This window comes from Chamaesiphon sp. OTE_20_metabat_361 (assembly GCF_031364565.1).
Map to the genome: position 1 here is coordinate 1 of NZ_JANLWO010000374.1, position 13,816 is coordinate 13,816.

Annotated in this window: 13 protein-coding genes and 1 pseudogene; 5 read left to right on the forward strand and 9 right to left on the reverse strand. The window is 47.7% G+C overall.

Features of this window, described 5'->3' with window-relative positions:
- The 4 genes and pseudogenes from RMO35_RS10910 to RMO35_RS10925 all read right to left on the reverse strand — a co-directional run.
- Positions 1 to 203: pseudogene (locus RMO35_RS10910) on the reverse strand (hypothetical protein); the annotation flags it as partial.
- Positions 204 to 344: 141 nt separating this feature from the next.
- Positions 345 to 1,781: a glutamate--tRNA ligase gene (gltX, locus tag RMO35_RS10915; RefSeq protein ID WP_309741131.1), complete on the reverse strand. Its 1,437-nt coding sequence runs from the start codon at positions 1,779 to 1,781 to the stop codon at positions 345 to 347.
- A gap of 319 nt (positions 1,782 to 2,100) precedes the next feature.
- Entirely contained in the window at positions 2,101 to 2,238 is a 138-nt protein-coding gene (locus tag RMO35_RS10920) for a photosystem II reaction center protein K (RefSeq protein ID WP_295615014.1), read from the reverse strand.
- 386 nt (positions 2,239 to 2,624) lie between these two features.
- Positions 2,625 to 2,942, reverse strand: coding sequence for a DUF1830 domain-containing protein (locus RMO35_RS10925; protein ID WP_309741132.1), 318 nt, complete (start codon positions 2,940 to 2,942; stop codon positions 2,625 to 2,627).
- A 386-nt stretch (positions 2,943 to 3,328) separates the two neighbouring features.
- Between RMO35_RS10925 and RMO35_RS10930 the strand changes: the two genes are divergently transcribed.
- Positions 3,329 to 4,888 (forward strand): photosystem II high light acclimation radical SAM protein, encoded by a 1,560-nt coding sequence (locus tag RMO35_RS10930; RefSeq protein ID WP_309741134.1) that lies wholly within the window; start codon positions 3,329 to 3,331, stop codon positions 4,886 to 4,888.
- A gap of 232 nt (positions 4,889 to 5,120) precedes the next feature.
- Here RMO35_RS10930 and RMO35_RS10935 read toward each other — a convergent pair whose 3' ends face one another.
- Together RMO35_RS10935 and RMO35_RS10940 are read right to left on the reverse strand one after the other, a co-directional pair.
- Positions 5,121 to 5,582, reverse strand: a complete 462-nt coding sequence (locus tag RMO35_RS10935; protein WP_309741136.1) for a Uma2 family endonuclease — start codon at positions 5,580 to 5,582, stop codon at positions 5,121 to 5,123.
- Positions 5,583 to 5,586: 4 nt separating this feature from the next.
- Positions 5,587 to 6,852 (reverse strand): glycosyltransferase, encoded by a 1,266-nt coding sequence (locus RMO35_RS10940; protein WP_309741137.1) that lies wholly within the window; start codon positions 6,850 to 6,852, stop codon positions 5,587 to 5,589.
- 197 nt (positions 6,853 to 7,049) lie between these two features.
- Between RMO35_RS10940 and RMO35_RS10945 the strand changes: the two genes are divergently transcribed.
- Complete coding sequence (locus tag RMO35_RS10945; RefSeq protein ID WP_309741139.1) at positions 7,050 to 7,694, forward strand: helix-turn-helix domain-containing protein; 645 nt, start codon at positions 7,050 to 7,052, stop codon at positions 7,692 to 7,694.
- Positions 7,695 to 7,735: 41 nt separating this feature from the next.
- On the opposite strand, the gene RMO35_RS10950 is transcribed toward RMO35_RS10945, so the two are convergent.
- Positions 7,736 to 7,960: a DUF3565 domain-containing protein gene (locus RMO35_RS10950; protein ID WP_309741140.1), complete on the reverse strand. Its 225-nt coding sequence runs from the start codon at positions 7,958 to 7,960 to the stop codon at positions 7,736 to 7,738.
- Positions 7,961 to 8,206: 246 nt separating this feature from the next.
- Between RMO35_RS10950 and pheT the strand changes: the two genes are divergently transcribed.
- Positions 8,207 to 10,672 carry a phenylalanine--tRNA ligase subunit beta gene (gene pheT, locus RMO35_RS10955; protein ID WP_309741141.1) on the forward strand — a complete coding sequence of 822 codons (2,466 nt, stop codon included), beginning with the start codon at positions 8,207 to 8,209 and terminating at the stop codon, positions 10,670 to 10,672.
- Between the two features lie 36 nt (positions 10,673 to 10,708).
- Here the strand turns inward: pheT and RMO35_RS10960 are convergent, their stop codons facing one another.
- A complete protein-coding gene (locus tag RMO35_RS10960; RefSeq protein ID WP_309741142.1) occupies positions 10,709 to 11,020 on the reverse strand; it encodes a hypothetical protein in 312 nt (103 codons plus the stop codon).
- Between the two features lie 115 nt (positions 11,021 to 11,135).
- Positions 11,136 to 12,431: a DUF4147 domain-containing protein gene (locus tag RMO35_RS10965; protein ID WP_309741143.1), complete on the reverse strand. Its 1,296-nt coding sequence runs from the start codon at positions 12,429 to 12,431 to the stop codon at positions 11,136 to 11,138.
- An 86-nt stretch (positions 12,432 to 12,517) separates the two neighbouring features.
- On the opposite strand from RMO35_RS10965, the gene RMO35_RS10970 reads away from it, so the two are divergent.
- A complete protein-coding gene (locus tag RMO35_RS10970) occupies positions 12,518 to 13,090 on the forward strand; it encodes a DUF2887 domain-containing protein (protein ID WP_309741144.1) in 573 nt (190 codons plus the stop codon).
- A gap of 82 nt (positions 13,091 to 13,172) precedes the next feature.
- The coding region (gatB, locus tag RMO35_RS10975) for an Asp-tRNA(Asn)/Glu-tRNA(Gln) amidotransferase subunit GatB (RefSeq protein WP_309741145.1) at positions 13,173 to 13,816 on the forward strand (644 nt) is incomplete at its 3' end.

A 13,816-nucleotide genomic window follows, 5' to 3' on the forward strand; every position in this document is an offset into this window, starting at 1 on the left:
AAGGGAATGCTGGGATAATTAACTTGCTGACTATTATTCTGGCTATTTTGAGGATTGGTTTGGACGACGGTATTTCCATCCGAGTTGTTGCCGACAGTGGAAGTTTGAGGAGCGTTTTGAGTAGAAGTCTGTGCATGGGCGAGACCAGCTTCCATCAGCAAACCTGTGAAAATTAAGCTAGTTGTAAATATATATTTAATCATTATAAATCAGCTCGATCGAGGTATTGGGCGAATGGATATACCCAATATTAACTTACGTCTAACTTACTTATATAGGCTATATGTCTCTATTTACAAAAAAAGGTAATGGGCGCGCTAAATCATCCCATTACCTCCTTGTCTCTATCCTAATACGCGATCGATCCGGGGGACTGCCAATTGATGTTGGTGCAAGAGTAGTACAGACTGAATCAGATCGGGGCCGTGGACTTCGCCAGTTAGGGCAGCACGGAGACTTTGCATCACCACGCCCTTTTTGACGTTTTGCTCTTTTGTCACCTGTTTGATTAGCTCCTGGACATCGCTCTCGCTCAATTCTGACTTAGCTTTCATGGCTGTTGCCAGACTAGTTAGTACTTCTGTAGCACCGGGTTGAGCGACTTTAGCAGTAGCCTCTTCATCGAGGGTAACGCTATCGGTAAAGAACGTGCGACTGATTTCGACACATTCATCCAGCCGCGCTAGACTGGCACCGATGAGACTGGTAAGCCGGAGCAGCCAGTCGCGATCTGCGGTGGGGTCGAATGTAAATCCCGCAGCTTGCCAATAGGGAATTAATTGGGGCAATAGTTGCTCGGCGGGCATGGCATGGATATACTGACTGTTAATCCAGTTGAGTTTATCCCAATCAAATTTACCACCAGCTTTGTTGACTCGATCGAAATCAAACTGTTTTGCTGCTTCTTCTAGCGTAAATAACTCTTCGGCATCGGGAGACGACCAACCCAACAGCGTCATATAATTGACTAGTGCTGGTGCGACATAGCCCATCTGCTTGAAATCATCGATCGAAGTTACGCCATCGCGCTTGGAGAGTTTCTTGCCTTCTTCACTCAGGATCAGGGGTGTATGGGCAAATTCGGGCACTTTGACACCCAAGCCTTCATACAGCAGGATTTGTTTGGCAGTATTGGCGATATGATCCTCACCACGAATGACGTGAGTAATTTTCATATCGATATCGTCTACTACTACCGCGAGATTGTAGAGCGGTTGTCCTAACTCATGTTCGTCAGCGGCGCGGGAAATCACCATATCCCCACCCAAATCGCTACCCTTCCAGGTAACTGTATCGCGAACCAGATCTACCCAGCTAATTTCACGATCGTTATCTATTTTAAATCTAATCACCGGACGCCGACCTTCAGCGATAAATGCGGCTTCCTGTTCGGGGGTAAGATCGCGGTGGCGGTTGTCATAGCCGGGAGGTTGATGATTTGCTTCTTGAGACGCGCGCAGCTCGTCGAGTTCCGCTGTGGTAGTATAGCAGCGATAAGCGCGACCATTATCGAGTAAAGTCTGAATCGACTGCCGATATAAATCGAGGCGTTGCGATTGAAATAATGGCCCCTCATCCCAATTTAAACCCAACCACTGCATCCCGTCGAGGATATTTTGGGTGTATTCAGGCTTGGAGCGTTCGGTATCCGTATCTTCGACGCGGAGGATAAATGTCCCCCCGGAGTGGTGAGCGAATAACCAATTGAAAACGGCGGTGCGAGCAGTGCCAATATGTAAGTTACCAGTTGGACTTGGAGCGATGCGAACTCTGACTGTCACGGCTAATTATCTTGAGCGGTACACCTTTGATTGTAAATGGTTCCGCCGGGGGAAGGGGAAAGGGTAAAGGGTAATGGGTAATGGGTAAGAAAGGGGAAAGGGGAAAGGGGAAAGGGCAAGGTTGTAGATCTGCGGATTATGACAAAGCATTATTGCCGATCTCTATTCACTATCCACTATTCACTATTCCCTATTCACTATCCACAAAAATAGACACCCTCACATCGAGAATGTCTTTTAACGCAAAGTTTTAGTTCGGTTGTAGTTTTCAAGATCCACTCACTTGGAGGCGAACGGATCTCACAAATCCTTGCTCAACTTAGCGGAAACCGACAGCAGCTTGCCAAACAAAGGCTAGAGCTAGAAATAATACTGGAATGATTGGCAGAACATCGACTAAGGGATCGAAGATGGCGTACGCTTCTGGCAATTTGGCAATTAGGAGTGCTGCGTCCATATTTTATTAATCCTTGTTTTTAGCACGGTTATTATAGTTACCCTATATTTTACCATGTCTGGGGTCGAGGAAGGGACGCTCGACCCTCGTGCATCATGTTTCCCCAACGAGCAGATCGCTCGAACACACTCGCATCGTCCATACATCGAGCCGTTCGTCACACTAGATATTTGCTCTAGCCTGACGAACCTGAGTACACTCGATCGGTGATGATGAAAACCATGCAGATGAAGTCCTGAAGAAATAGCTCGATCGAATCCAACTTAGTAGGCGTTACTGATTTGAAGTCTGATTTGTTACCAGGCAAAATGTGTAATCCCCCAAATCCTAAACCTAAAGCTTAAAGCCGAAAGCTTAAAACCTAAAGCCTAAAGCCTAAAGCCCCCCTATTGATGGGCGTACTGGCGATCCTGAGTCGTCGGGATCGCGAAAGGGTGGGGTTCATCTTCCCCCAGGACGACTAGTTGTTGGCAAGGGATTTTATCTGATAAAATAGAACTAGCCATCATTCCAGTATGAATTTCCAGATAGCCATAGCTTGGGGCTTCAAATATCAGTCGTTGCCCGGGAAAGACCACCCGTTCAAAGTACCAGTTATGCACGTTGGTAATGCGGGCAACTTGGATTTGACTGGTGCTGTTGACATAGCAGCAACAAATGTCATCGGCATTGTCTTGCGGTAATGGATCGAGAATGTGAGCCATAATAATCTATTTCACCTGGTGCCCAGAGAAAGATCGACACCTTCAAGGTATCACTCCTATTTAGAGAGAAGCTGTAAAGTTTACTACTTTTCGTGCCTATCGGGGATCGCTCGAATAATCTATCTATAAAAATCATCGCACCTGGGCGAGAGAATCCCCATCTGCGCCTACCTTTCCCTGTGAGTTTTGTGTAAAGTTATATTAAAGACATTAATAAAACTTCGATCGGGATTTGAGGATTTGCCGGATTTGACGGATTGTGGAAAGTGCGTTCTTGGGGTTTCCCCAAGTCGAGCACCTTTTCAAGACAAGGTTATCAGTGCTAATCTTTGCCCCCCTATTCCCTATTCCCTATTCCCTATTCCCTATTCCCTATCCCCTAAATTATGAATACACGGATTCTCTATTGTCGCCTACCTTGTAATCCGATTTTCCCGATTGGGGTAGTATATTTATCAGATCACGTTCACAAGCAGTTTCCCGATGTCGAGCAACGGATCTTCGACGTGGGTGCGGCGGTACCTCTAGATTATGGTAAGTCGCTCGATGCCGCGATCGACGAGTTCCAGCCCAACTTATTGGTATACTCGTGGCGGGATATCCAGATCTACGCACCAGTGGGCGGACGCGGCGGCAATCCGCTCCAGAACTCCTTTGAAGTTTTCTACGATCGCAACCCGCTCAAAAAGCTGCGTGGGGCGCTCGGCGGGGCGCGGATGCTCAAGAGCCACTATACCGAACTGTGGCGGAATATGTCCCTGATTAAGCGCGGATTCAAACGTGCCAAGCGATATCATCCCGATACGCAACTCGTCGTCGGTGGGGGGGCTGTCAGCGTCTTCTACGAGCAATTATCTAAGAGTTTACCAAAAGGTGCGATCGTCTCGATCGGCGAAGGTGAAGCCCTGCTAGAGAAGATTATCAAAGCCGAAGATCTCACTCAAGAACGTTGCTATATCGTCGGTGAAGCCCCTCGCAAAGGATTGGTACACGAACCGCCCGCCCCGATCGAAAAGACGGCGTGCAACTATGATTATATCGAGACGATCTGGCCGGAATTTAGCTATTACTTGCAAGATCGGGATTTTTATGTCGGCGTGCAAACCAAACGCGGTTGTCCGCACAACTGTTGTTACTGTGTTTATACCGTCATTGAAGGTAAGCAGGTTAGAATCAATCCGGCTGATGAAGTAGTTGCCGAAATGCGGCAATTGTACGATCGCGGAATTCGGAACTTCTGGTTTACCGATGCTCAATTTATCCCCGCCCGACGTTATATCGATGATGCGATCGAGTTATTACAAAAGATCGTCGATAGTGGGATGACAGATATTAAATGGGCGGCGTATATTCGCGCTGACAATCTGACACCCGAGCTGTGCGAATTGATGGTAAAAACCGGGATGAACTATTTTGAGATCGGCATTACCAGCGGTTCTCAGGAACTAGTTCGCAAAATGCGGATGGGCTATAATCTGCGGACTGTCTTACAAAACTGTCGCGATCTCAAAGCCGCCGGGTTTGAAGATATGGTGTCGATTAATTACTCATTTAATGTCATCGACGAACGCTTTGAAACGATCCGCCAAACGATCGCTTATCATCGTGAAATGGAGAAGATTTTCGGCGCAGATAAAGTCGAACCAGCAATCTTCTTTATCGGGTTACAACCGCATACCCATTTAGAAGAATATGCCTTCAAAAATGATATTATCAAACCCGGTTATAACCCGATGAGTCACATGCCTTGGGTTGCCAAAAAACTGCTCTGGAATCCCGAACCATTAGGCTCATTCTTTGGCGAGGTTTGTCTCCAAGCCTTCCGCGATAATCCCAATGATTTCGGTCGTGAAGTGATGAATATCCTCGAAGCCCGACTTGGTAAGTCAGAGCTAGAAGCAGCTCTAACTGCACCTGTGGAGGTGAAGCAGTTGGCAAAGGTTTAGATTAATAAAAAAACGTCGGGGTGATTTATGAATTACCCCGACGTTTTTTTCGCTTGAAATTTGTGGACATGCGATTGGTGGAGATCGTCACAGATCGGACAGTACCCACTATCTACTAAAATGTCGATAATTTGTTTGAGTATAGGAGCTGTTGGTGCTGGGTTAACCGGGCTGAAAGTTATCGATCGCACAGAAGATCGAGATCTATAAAGATTGAATTAGGCAACACCAACTATTTTGCTGGCAACTTATCGATTTGGGCTGCAAACCAAAGTGCGGCATTACCATTAGTATTATCCATCTGATTTAGCGTTTGTTCTAGTAGATCGATCGGTAGTCCTGTCAGGGCAACTGATTCAGTACACTCCCGATATTTGCCATCTACCAATCGAAAGGCGAGTACTCGCTTGCCTTTAACATCAACTACCCAATATTCAGGAATGGCTAATGCTAAATAAAGTTGTTTCTTCTCATCCAAATCGCTAGCTAAAGTAGTATCGGCAATCTCTACAACTAAATCTGGTAAGCGCGACACACTCAAGTTCACGCGACGTGGTTCGCCCTCTGCATAACGAGGCAAACCTTCGCCAATGTACAGGACTTCATCTGGTGCAGCCCCCTGCGTTTGGGGTTTCTCGATGACACAACCACCTAGTAAGTCGAATTGGACACAATGAGTCTGGCGTAGCGGCAAAGATTTATAGACCCTTTTCTTCAATCTCTCGGACGATCGAAACAACGCGCCCCACCCCATCCTCAGCCTGAATTTTCGCCCCCAAATCGGCTGCACGTTGCCGCATGACTGGATCTGTTACGGCTCGGTCGATCGCCTGAGCCAATTTTTCCACCGTTAGCTGCTGGCGTGGAATCGGTGCCGTTCCTACCCCCAAATCAGCAATCCGTTGACCCCAAAACGGCTGATCGCCAAAGAACGGAATCACAATCGACGGTACCCCCGCTCTCAAACCTGCCGCCGTCGTCCCCGCACCGCCATGATGCACCACCGCCGCCATCCGAGGGAATAGCCAGGAATGCGGCACCGAATTTATCATCAAAATATTATTTGGTACGTCAGCCTTACTCAAACCACCCCAACCAGCTTGCAAAATGGCACGTTGTCCAGTGCGATTTATTGCCTGTAGAACCAACTCTGCGGTTTCTTCCGGCTTGCGACTGCCCATACTACCAAAACCGATATATACAGGCGACGCACCGTTTTGGAGAAATTCTACTAAATCTGCGGGTGGAGTCCAGCCGCTAGTATCCAAAAACCAATCGCCCACAATCTCCGTATTCCGCCAATCCGCAGGCTTGGGAATAACCGATGGACTGAAACCATAAAGCGTCGGGTATCGGTGCATTACTGGCGATTTATACGGCCCCCAGAAGGATGCGGCGGGCAGGTTTAATACTTGCGCTCTAGCAAGGCGATCGGCTGTGCGAAACCCTTGCCACATTATCTGTCGTAATAGCAGGTGCGATAACCAGTTGAAGGTACCGCCAAGTTTAGTGAGCGACTGGGGAAACAAGATGCCAGGAAAAGATCGCGTTGGCGTAAAGGGAAACAAAAAAGCGGGAAGTAAAGGAATCTGCAACTTCTCCGCCAGCGAAACCGCGATGTTTAATCCACCAACTCCCACCACGATTAAATCCATCCCCCGAGCAGCCTCTAATCCTGCTTGTGCCCAATCGATCGCGACCGATCGAGCGAGTTTCGAGGTATGTTTGTTAATTGCCAAGAAATTTCCTTGTTCTAGCAATGCGCGCATTTCTGGCGACTCGACGATTTCTTGAACGTTCCCTTTGACTGGATAAAATTCTAAGCTGTGGTATGTGACTAATCGTTCAAAATTGATATGAGTCATCACGCGGACGCGATGTCCTGCTGCTTGTAATCCTTTACCCAGAGCAACATAAGGCTGCACGTCACCTTGAGAGCCAAGCGCGATCGCCAAAATCCGCATCAATAATTCTCCTGAGTCGTTCTGGATTAAATTGACACTAGTGTCAGTTTGATATTAACGTCAATTTAGCTCGATCGTCAAATCAGCACTAGTACAGCTCCCCGACTTTTTGAAACAGTCGGGGAGCTAAGCACCACCTAATTGTTATATAGTGGCGATCGCGCGTAAAATACGATGACTTTGCAGTAGGCTAAAAGATGTCAAACACAATGCAGCCATCGCGACGAGCATCGATCGGGTTAGAAAAACGAGAACGGACTCGATCGAATTTAATCGCCGCCGCCTATCGGGTATTTGCCCGTAAAGAAGCCGATGCCGTGACGATCGACGAGATCATCGCTGAAGCCGCCGTGGCGCGGGGTACATTTTATAACTATTTCCAGACGCGAGAAGAAGTCCTCACCGCCGTTGCTGTCGCTCTGAGCGATGAAATGAACCATAGTCTATGGGCGCAGTCTGCCCAGATTGAAGATCCAGCCGCACGGATGGCGATCGCGATTCGCCAATTTTTGCATCAAGCCATCCGCGATGCTACTTGGGGCTGGGTAATAGTTAGAAGCGGCTTGGTGGCTGCCCCATTGAGCGAAACGATAAAAACAGGGGTGACGACAGATTTAGAGGCTGGGCTGCGATTAGGGCGATTTCAGGTGACAAATAAACAAGCCGCGATCGATCTAATTTTGGGTACGGGTTTAATGGCGATGCGAACCATTCTGGGCGGACATTCCGAGCCAGATTATCCAGAACAAATTACCGAACTGATTTTAAAGACGTTGGGTGTTGAAGAGGGTGAGGCTCACTCGATCGCGTTTCAAGTTTTGGAACCGTTATCAGATGAATAGGTGAGGAAAATGTAGACTAAATAGATCGAAATTTAGTTCGGTTAGTTCAAGCGATCGGATCGATCGTTATTTTCAACTATTTCTCGATCGCAGATAACACAGTTCAAAATTTGCCCGATGTGCGCCAATCTTCCGGCGATTGTAGTTACCCAGGGACGTGGAAAAAAGGGTGGTTCGTGGCGAGTGTGTTGGCAGTGTCCGCAGTCTAGTTCTGCCACCCAATGCTGTTCTGAATCTTGATGAAAGCCAATAATTGCGCGATGCACGAATTTACCTCCGATCTGCGGTTTTTTTGGTTGCTGTCAGGGGTAAATTGCTGTCGAGCGACTAGCAAAATAGACACGAGTATCGACTGAGCGGTTCGGACAGCACTACGATTTCCAACCGCCGATCTCAGTCAACCACCAATACCCACTAACCCCTGACAGCAATCCCGATCTGTATGACAATAGATAGGCGATTCTCTTTTGGAGAGTGCGCCAACGACGCTCATCATAGCTCAATTAAATTAAATGTATATTGCCTTAAATTGGTTAAAAGAATTAGTAGACTGCCAACTAGATCCGGAGACGTTGGCGCAAACCCTGACTCTAGCTGGCTTTGAAGTTGAATCGATCGAAGATCGTAGCACTTGGGCGGATGGGGTAGTCGTCGGGCGGGTACTGACGCGGATTCAACACCCGAATGCGGATAAATTAAGCGTTTGTACTGTGGATGTTGGCGGTGAGGAGCCGTTGCAAATCGTTTGTGGTGCGGCAAATGTCCGCGCGGGCATTCATGTCGCTGTCGCCACTGTGGGTACTTATTTGCCCAAAGTCGATCTCAAAATTAAACCTGCCAAATTACGGGGCGAAAAATCTGAAGGGATGATTTGTTCGCTCTCGGAATTGGGATTGACAAAAGATTCGGAAGGAATTTATATTTTCGGCGAATCGGAGCATCCCGATACACCCGCAATCGGTACCGATGTGCGACCCTTATTAGGATTGGATGATGTCATCCTCGATCTCTCCTCCACCGCCAATCGCGCCGATGCGCTGAGTATGGTGGGAATTGCTAGAGAAGTCGCCGCACTCACTGGTGGAGCCTTGAAACTCCCGACTGTGGATGCGTCGCCGATTGCCAATCAACCGCAATTAACCGTTAATGTTAGCGAGGTTCAAGCTTGTCCCGTTTATTCGGCTACCCTGATTGAAGGCATCCAAATTGCACCGTCCCCCGACTGGCTGCAACGTCGCTTGCAAGCCGCTGGTATTCGCCCGATTAATAACGTGGTGGATGTGACAAATTACATCCTACTAGAGTGGGGGCAACCTTTACACGCCTTCGATGCGGCTAAATTACAAGCTATCAGCGGTAGCCAAACGATCGCAATGGGCGTGCGCCTTGCTGAGAAAGGTGAGAGCCTGAAGACCCTAGACGGTCAAGCGCGACAGCTCAACGTTCAAAATCTCCTAATTACAGCTAGTGCCACCCCCGTAGCCCTGGCAGGAGTCATGGGTGGCGAAAGTACTGAGGTTTCTACAGGTACTCAAAACATCGTCCTCGAAGCGGCAATTTTCGATCCCGTCGCCGTGCGAAAATCGGCACGGAGTCAAGGCGGAATGCGATCGGAAGCATCGACTCGTTACGAGCGGGGTGTCAACTTTGCCGAACTCGAAACAGCCACTCATCGGGCGATCGAGCTAATTATCCAGCTAGCTGGTGGTAAGATAGTCTGTCAGGATATCAGCGATCGTCGTCCTAATATCACCCTGCAACCGCGATCGATTAACCTCCGGTTGGAACGGTTGAATCAGATTTTAGGGCCGATCGATGATGATGGCGAACCTGGGGAAATTACGACTGAAGATGTCGAGCGGACGCTGACAGCTTTGGGTTGTCAATTGACAGCGACGTTAAATGATAAAGAAGAAACGGTTTGGGATGTGGTAGTTCCACCTTACCGTTACCGCGATTTGGAACGGGAAATCGACCTCATTGAAGAAGTCGCTCGACTTTACGGTTACGATCGATTCATGGATACGCTCCCGTCAGAATCGGCGGCGGGTTTCCTCTCCCTCGACGAAGAATTATTACGCCAAATTCGCGCCGCTTTCCGTGCTGTCGGCTTAAATGAAGTCGTCCAATATTCCTATGCCATCGAGAAACTAAATAACGGCTCGCAGGTAGAAATCATTAACCCGATGTTTACCGAATATGCGACATTACGATCGGAATTAATCTCCGGTTTGATTCAAAGTTTCCAAACCAACCTCGCTCAGGGTAACGGCGCACTCCCAGGCTTTGAAATTAGCAAAATCTTCGGACGCGACGAAACCGGATTGACAGAAACCGACGTCCTCGCTGGCATCCTCGGCGGCGATGCTGGGATCGGACGCTGGACGACTGGTGGTAAGCCGCAACCCCTCACTTGGTACGAAGCCAAGGGAATGCTCGATAGCGTCTGTCACAGCCTCAAAATCCCCGTCGAATATCAAGCAGTTCGATCCGATCCGAAACTACATCCCGGACGCACCGCATCATTGTGGTTGCAGGGGCAAAAATTGGGCTACTTCGGACAACTACACCCCCAACTCCGTCAGGAAAAAGACCTCCCAGCGGCGGTATATGTCTTTCAACTCAACCTCGATCCGATCCTCAATTATCTCGCCGACGAAGAACGATTGGTACCAGTTTTTAAAAACTATTCTACCTATCCCGCATCCGATCGCGATCTGGCTTTCTTCGCCCCGATCGAGCTATCTTTAGCAGATATCCAAAAATCGATCGCTAAAGCTGGCGGCGAACTATTAGAAGCCGTCGAAGTCTTCGATGAATATCGCGGTGCCAATGTCCCCGACGGACAACGAAGTTTGGCAATTCGATCCATCTACCGCGCACCGGATCGCACATTGACAGATGCAGACGTAGAACCTTTACAACAAAAGATTCGCGATGTTTTAGTTGAGAAGTTTCGAGTAACTCTACGGAGTTAAATTCAGGATTAGGCATGTGGGATGAGTAACAATATCTCAATCCCCACCTAATGTTTTGGATCTAGCTAGTGATGTCTCGATCGCGAGATCGAATTTTCGCTCCAACCGATTGAACCGCTCCTCCACTCTAGCTGCTAGTCGCTCGATTTGGCTTTCAATTCGATCGAAGCGGCGATTCATCTGGTCTTCTAGGGCATCGATCTCCCCGTATACATGGTTGAAGGAGTAATTTACTTCTCTACCTGTCAATTGAGTATCTTCGAGCCTCACTAGCTGTCGTTCGAGCGTTCTAAATTGTCGATCCAGAGAGCGTCTGTCTCGATCGTTTGATTCATTATTTTGGGTCATGATCTGAAGACTTATTTACCAATCCAACTATCCCTTTGTGAATCACCACTAGGGGATAATTTTAGTTTACAGCTTGCTAACTAAGATTGTCATGACGATCGACCACTAACTGTATCTAAGGACGAATTGCGATCGTAATATCGGCAACATTAGTTCCCGTCGCCCCAATAATATGCAGATCGCCCAGTTGCCGAAAGAACGAATAACTATCATGTAGATCGAGTGCCGACTGAGCATCTAATCCTAATGCTAAAGCGCGATCGTTCGTTCGTTCATTTACCGTTGCTCCCGCCGCATCCGTCGGCCCATCGGTACCGTCAGTTGCTAGCGTAATTACCCATGCAGGGACATTCTTTTTTGCCAATTCGATCGCAGCCGCCAATCCTAATTCGGTATTACGACCACCGATACCCGTGCAATCTTTTGGCAAATTAACTGTAGTTTCACCACCATAAATTAACACGGTTCTGCTTGGTTCGGTAATAATTTTTTGAGCGATTTCGACACCACGAACCCGCGCTTCTCCCTGGAGATTAGTCATTACAATTTGAGCGGTATATTCCCCTTCCTCATCGATCGTTTGCTCGATCGCTTTACAAGCTTGAAGATTATTACCAACGAAAATATTGTCGGCATTTTGATGATTAGTTAAACCCGACGCAATCGAGCCAATTGGATCGCCAATCACATCTGATAAAATCAATCCAATTACTTTACCCTTACCCACTCTTGCGACTAAGCCACCACCTTTCAATCGATCGATCCGCGATCGCACCGCATTAATTAGCTCGATCGATAAGCCACACCCTAATAGTGCCGTGCCAATTGCTTGTAATGCTGGTAGCGAGATATTCTGTGCAATATTTACAGCAGTAATATCTATCGATTGACTCGATAAAGCCGACCGAATTAATTGTTGCGTGTCCTGACTAATTTCAGCAGTTGGTGGGCTGGTTAGTAGTTCGTTTAAAGCATTCCAATCGCGCGGTGCAACGACTAAAGATGAAGCACCACCAGAGATACAAGCGAGGACTAAAGTTTGCTCCGTACAGTCGGCGAGTAATTCCCACACGCGATCGCCAGCAGCTAAACTAAGCTCGTCGGGAACTGGATGTGCCGACTCGATCGTTTCCCAATTAGCAGGAAATCTAACATCCATTAAATGGTCGTATTTAGTAACAACCAATCCTTGCGAAATTCGATCGCCAAGGAGTTCGTGGATCGATCGAGCCATCGGCACAGAAGCCTTACCAACGGCAACACACCGAATATCTCGATCGGTTAAATTAATGACGCGATCTTCGATAACTAAATTCTCACCATCTAACCGCAAGCGATTTTGAATGGAATTAAATGGATTGACAGCAGCTAGGGCAGCTTTAATAAGTTGGTTAATTAGGTTTTCCATCATCAAGATATAGTATATTTCGTTCCTCCATCAGAACATATCCTCAATACTAAATGGCTCGATCGAAAACTCCAAAATAGTAACAAAACTTGGGAGAACGGTCCAGCCGCAGCATCGAACAATCACGATTAGTCACTGTCGATGAATTTCTCACCAGCGGACGGATTACGCGCATCTACCTAAATGAACTAACCACCCTCGAACCACTGCCAATCGGTTTAGAGCTAATGGTACTCACCACTCTACCCGATGACAACGCAGTTACCAAAGCAAAATCGCTCATCCAACAGTTGCAGCAGCTCCCAGACAGTCGTGCAATAATTGAGATGATATCGACAATTATGGTCTACAAATTTACCAACTTAACCAGAGCCGAGGTCGAAGCAATGATTGGAATTACCCTACAAGAAACCAGAGTTTATCGAGATGCCAAAGCTGAAGGCAAAGCTGAAGGCAAAGCCGAAGGAGTTAGTGAGGGTCGTCAAGTAGAGGCGCAGTCTATGATTCTGCGACAATTGTCGCGCCGATTTGGGACGCTATCGCCAGATGTTAATGCTGTAGTGGTGGCTTTACCTGTAGCGAAATTGGAAGATCTGGGCGAGGCTTTATTAGATTTTCAAGAGATTGCTGACTTACAGAATTGGTTGCAAGCTAATCGGTAGAATCGTCGGCAGGCTTTCGCCAACGCCAACGCGATACAATAAGAGATCTATCGCTCTACACTAAACTAATATTTATAGCCGCATGACCGTAGCTACCCCGACGAAAATCCAGTATGAAGCCGTAATTGGGTTAGAAACTCACTGTCAACTCAATACTGCTACCAAAATCTTTTGTAACTGTTCGACCGAATTTGGTGCTGTTCCCAACCACAATATTTGTCCGGTATGTACGGCGATGCCCGGAGTTTTGCCAGTACTCAATGAGAAGGTGTATGAGTATGCTGTCAAAGCGGGTTTGGCGCTCAATTGTCAGATTGCGGCTTACAGTAAATTCGATCGCAAGCAATATTTTTATCCCGACTTACCCAAAAATTACCAAATCACCCAATACGATCTCCCCATTGCCGAGCATGGCTGGGTAGAGATCGAAATTCTCGATGATGCTGGCAATCCCACTCGCAAGAAAATCGGCATCACGCGGATGCACATGGAAGAGGACGCTGGTAAGCTCGTACATGGTGGCAGCGACAGGTTATCTGGCTCCACTCACTCACTGGTAGATTACAATCGGACTGGTGTACCCCTATGTGAAATCGTCTCCGAACCCGATCTGCGGAGTGGTGTCGAAGCGGCTGAATACGCCCAAGAAATTCGCCGCATCATCCGCTATCTGGGTGTAGGCGATGGGAATATGCAAGAAGGCTCCCTCCGGTGCGATGTAAATAT

What these genes read in the sequence shown, in the direction of transcription:
- RMO35_RS10920 (WP_295615014.1), bottom strand. Translation starts at nt 2,238, where the DNA reads ATGGACGCAGCACTCCTAATTGCCAAATTGCCAGAAGCGTACGCCATC.
- RMO35_RS10925 (WP_309741132.1), bottom strand. Translation starts at nt 2,942, where the DNA reads ATGGCTCACATTCTCGATCCATTACCGCAAGACAATGCCGATGACATT.
- RMO35_RS10940 (WP_309741137.1), bottom strand. Translation starts at nt 6,852, where the DNA reads ATGCGGATTTTGGCGATCGCGCTTGGCTCTCAAGGTGACGTGCAGCCT.
- RMO35_RS10930 (WP_309741134.1), top strand. Translation starts at nt 3,329, where the DNA reads ATGAATACACGGATTCTCTATTGTCGCCTACCTTGTAATCCGATTTTC.
- pheT (WP_309741141.1), top strand. Translation starts at nt 8,207, where the DNA reads ATGTATATTGCCTTAAATTGGTTAAAAGAATTAGTAGACTGCCAACTA.
- RMO35_RS10945 (WP_309741139.1), top strand. Translation starts at nt 7,050, where the DNA reads ATGTCAAACACAATGCAGCCATCGCGACGAGCATCGATCGGGTTAGAA.
- RMO35_RS10960 (WP_309741142.1), bottom strand. Translation starts at nt 11,020, where the DNA reads ATGACCCAAAATAATGAATCAAACGATCGAGACAGACGCTCTCTGGAT.
- RMO35_RS10965 (WP_309741143.1), bottom strand. Translation starts at nt 12,431, where the DNA reads ATGATGGAAAACCTAATTAACCAACTTATTAAAGCTGCCCTAGCTGCT.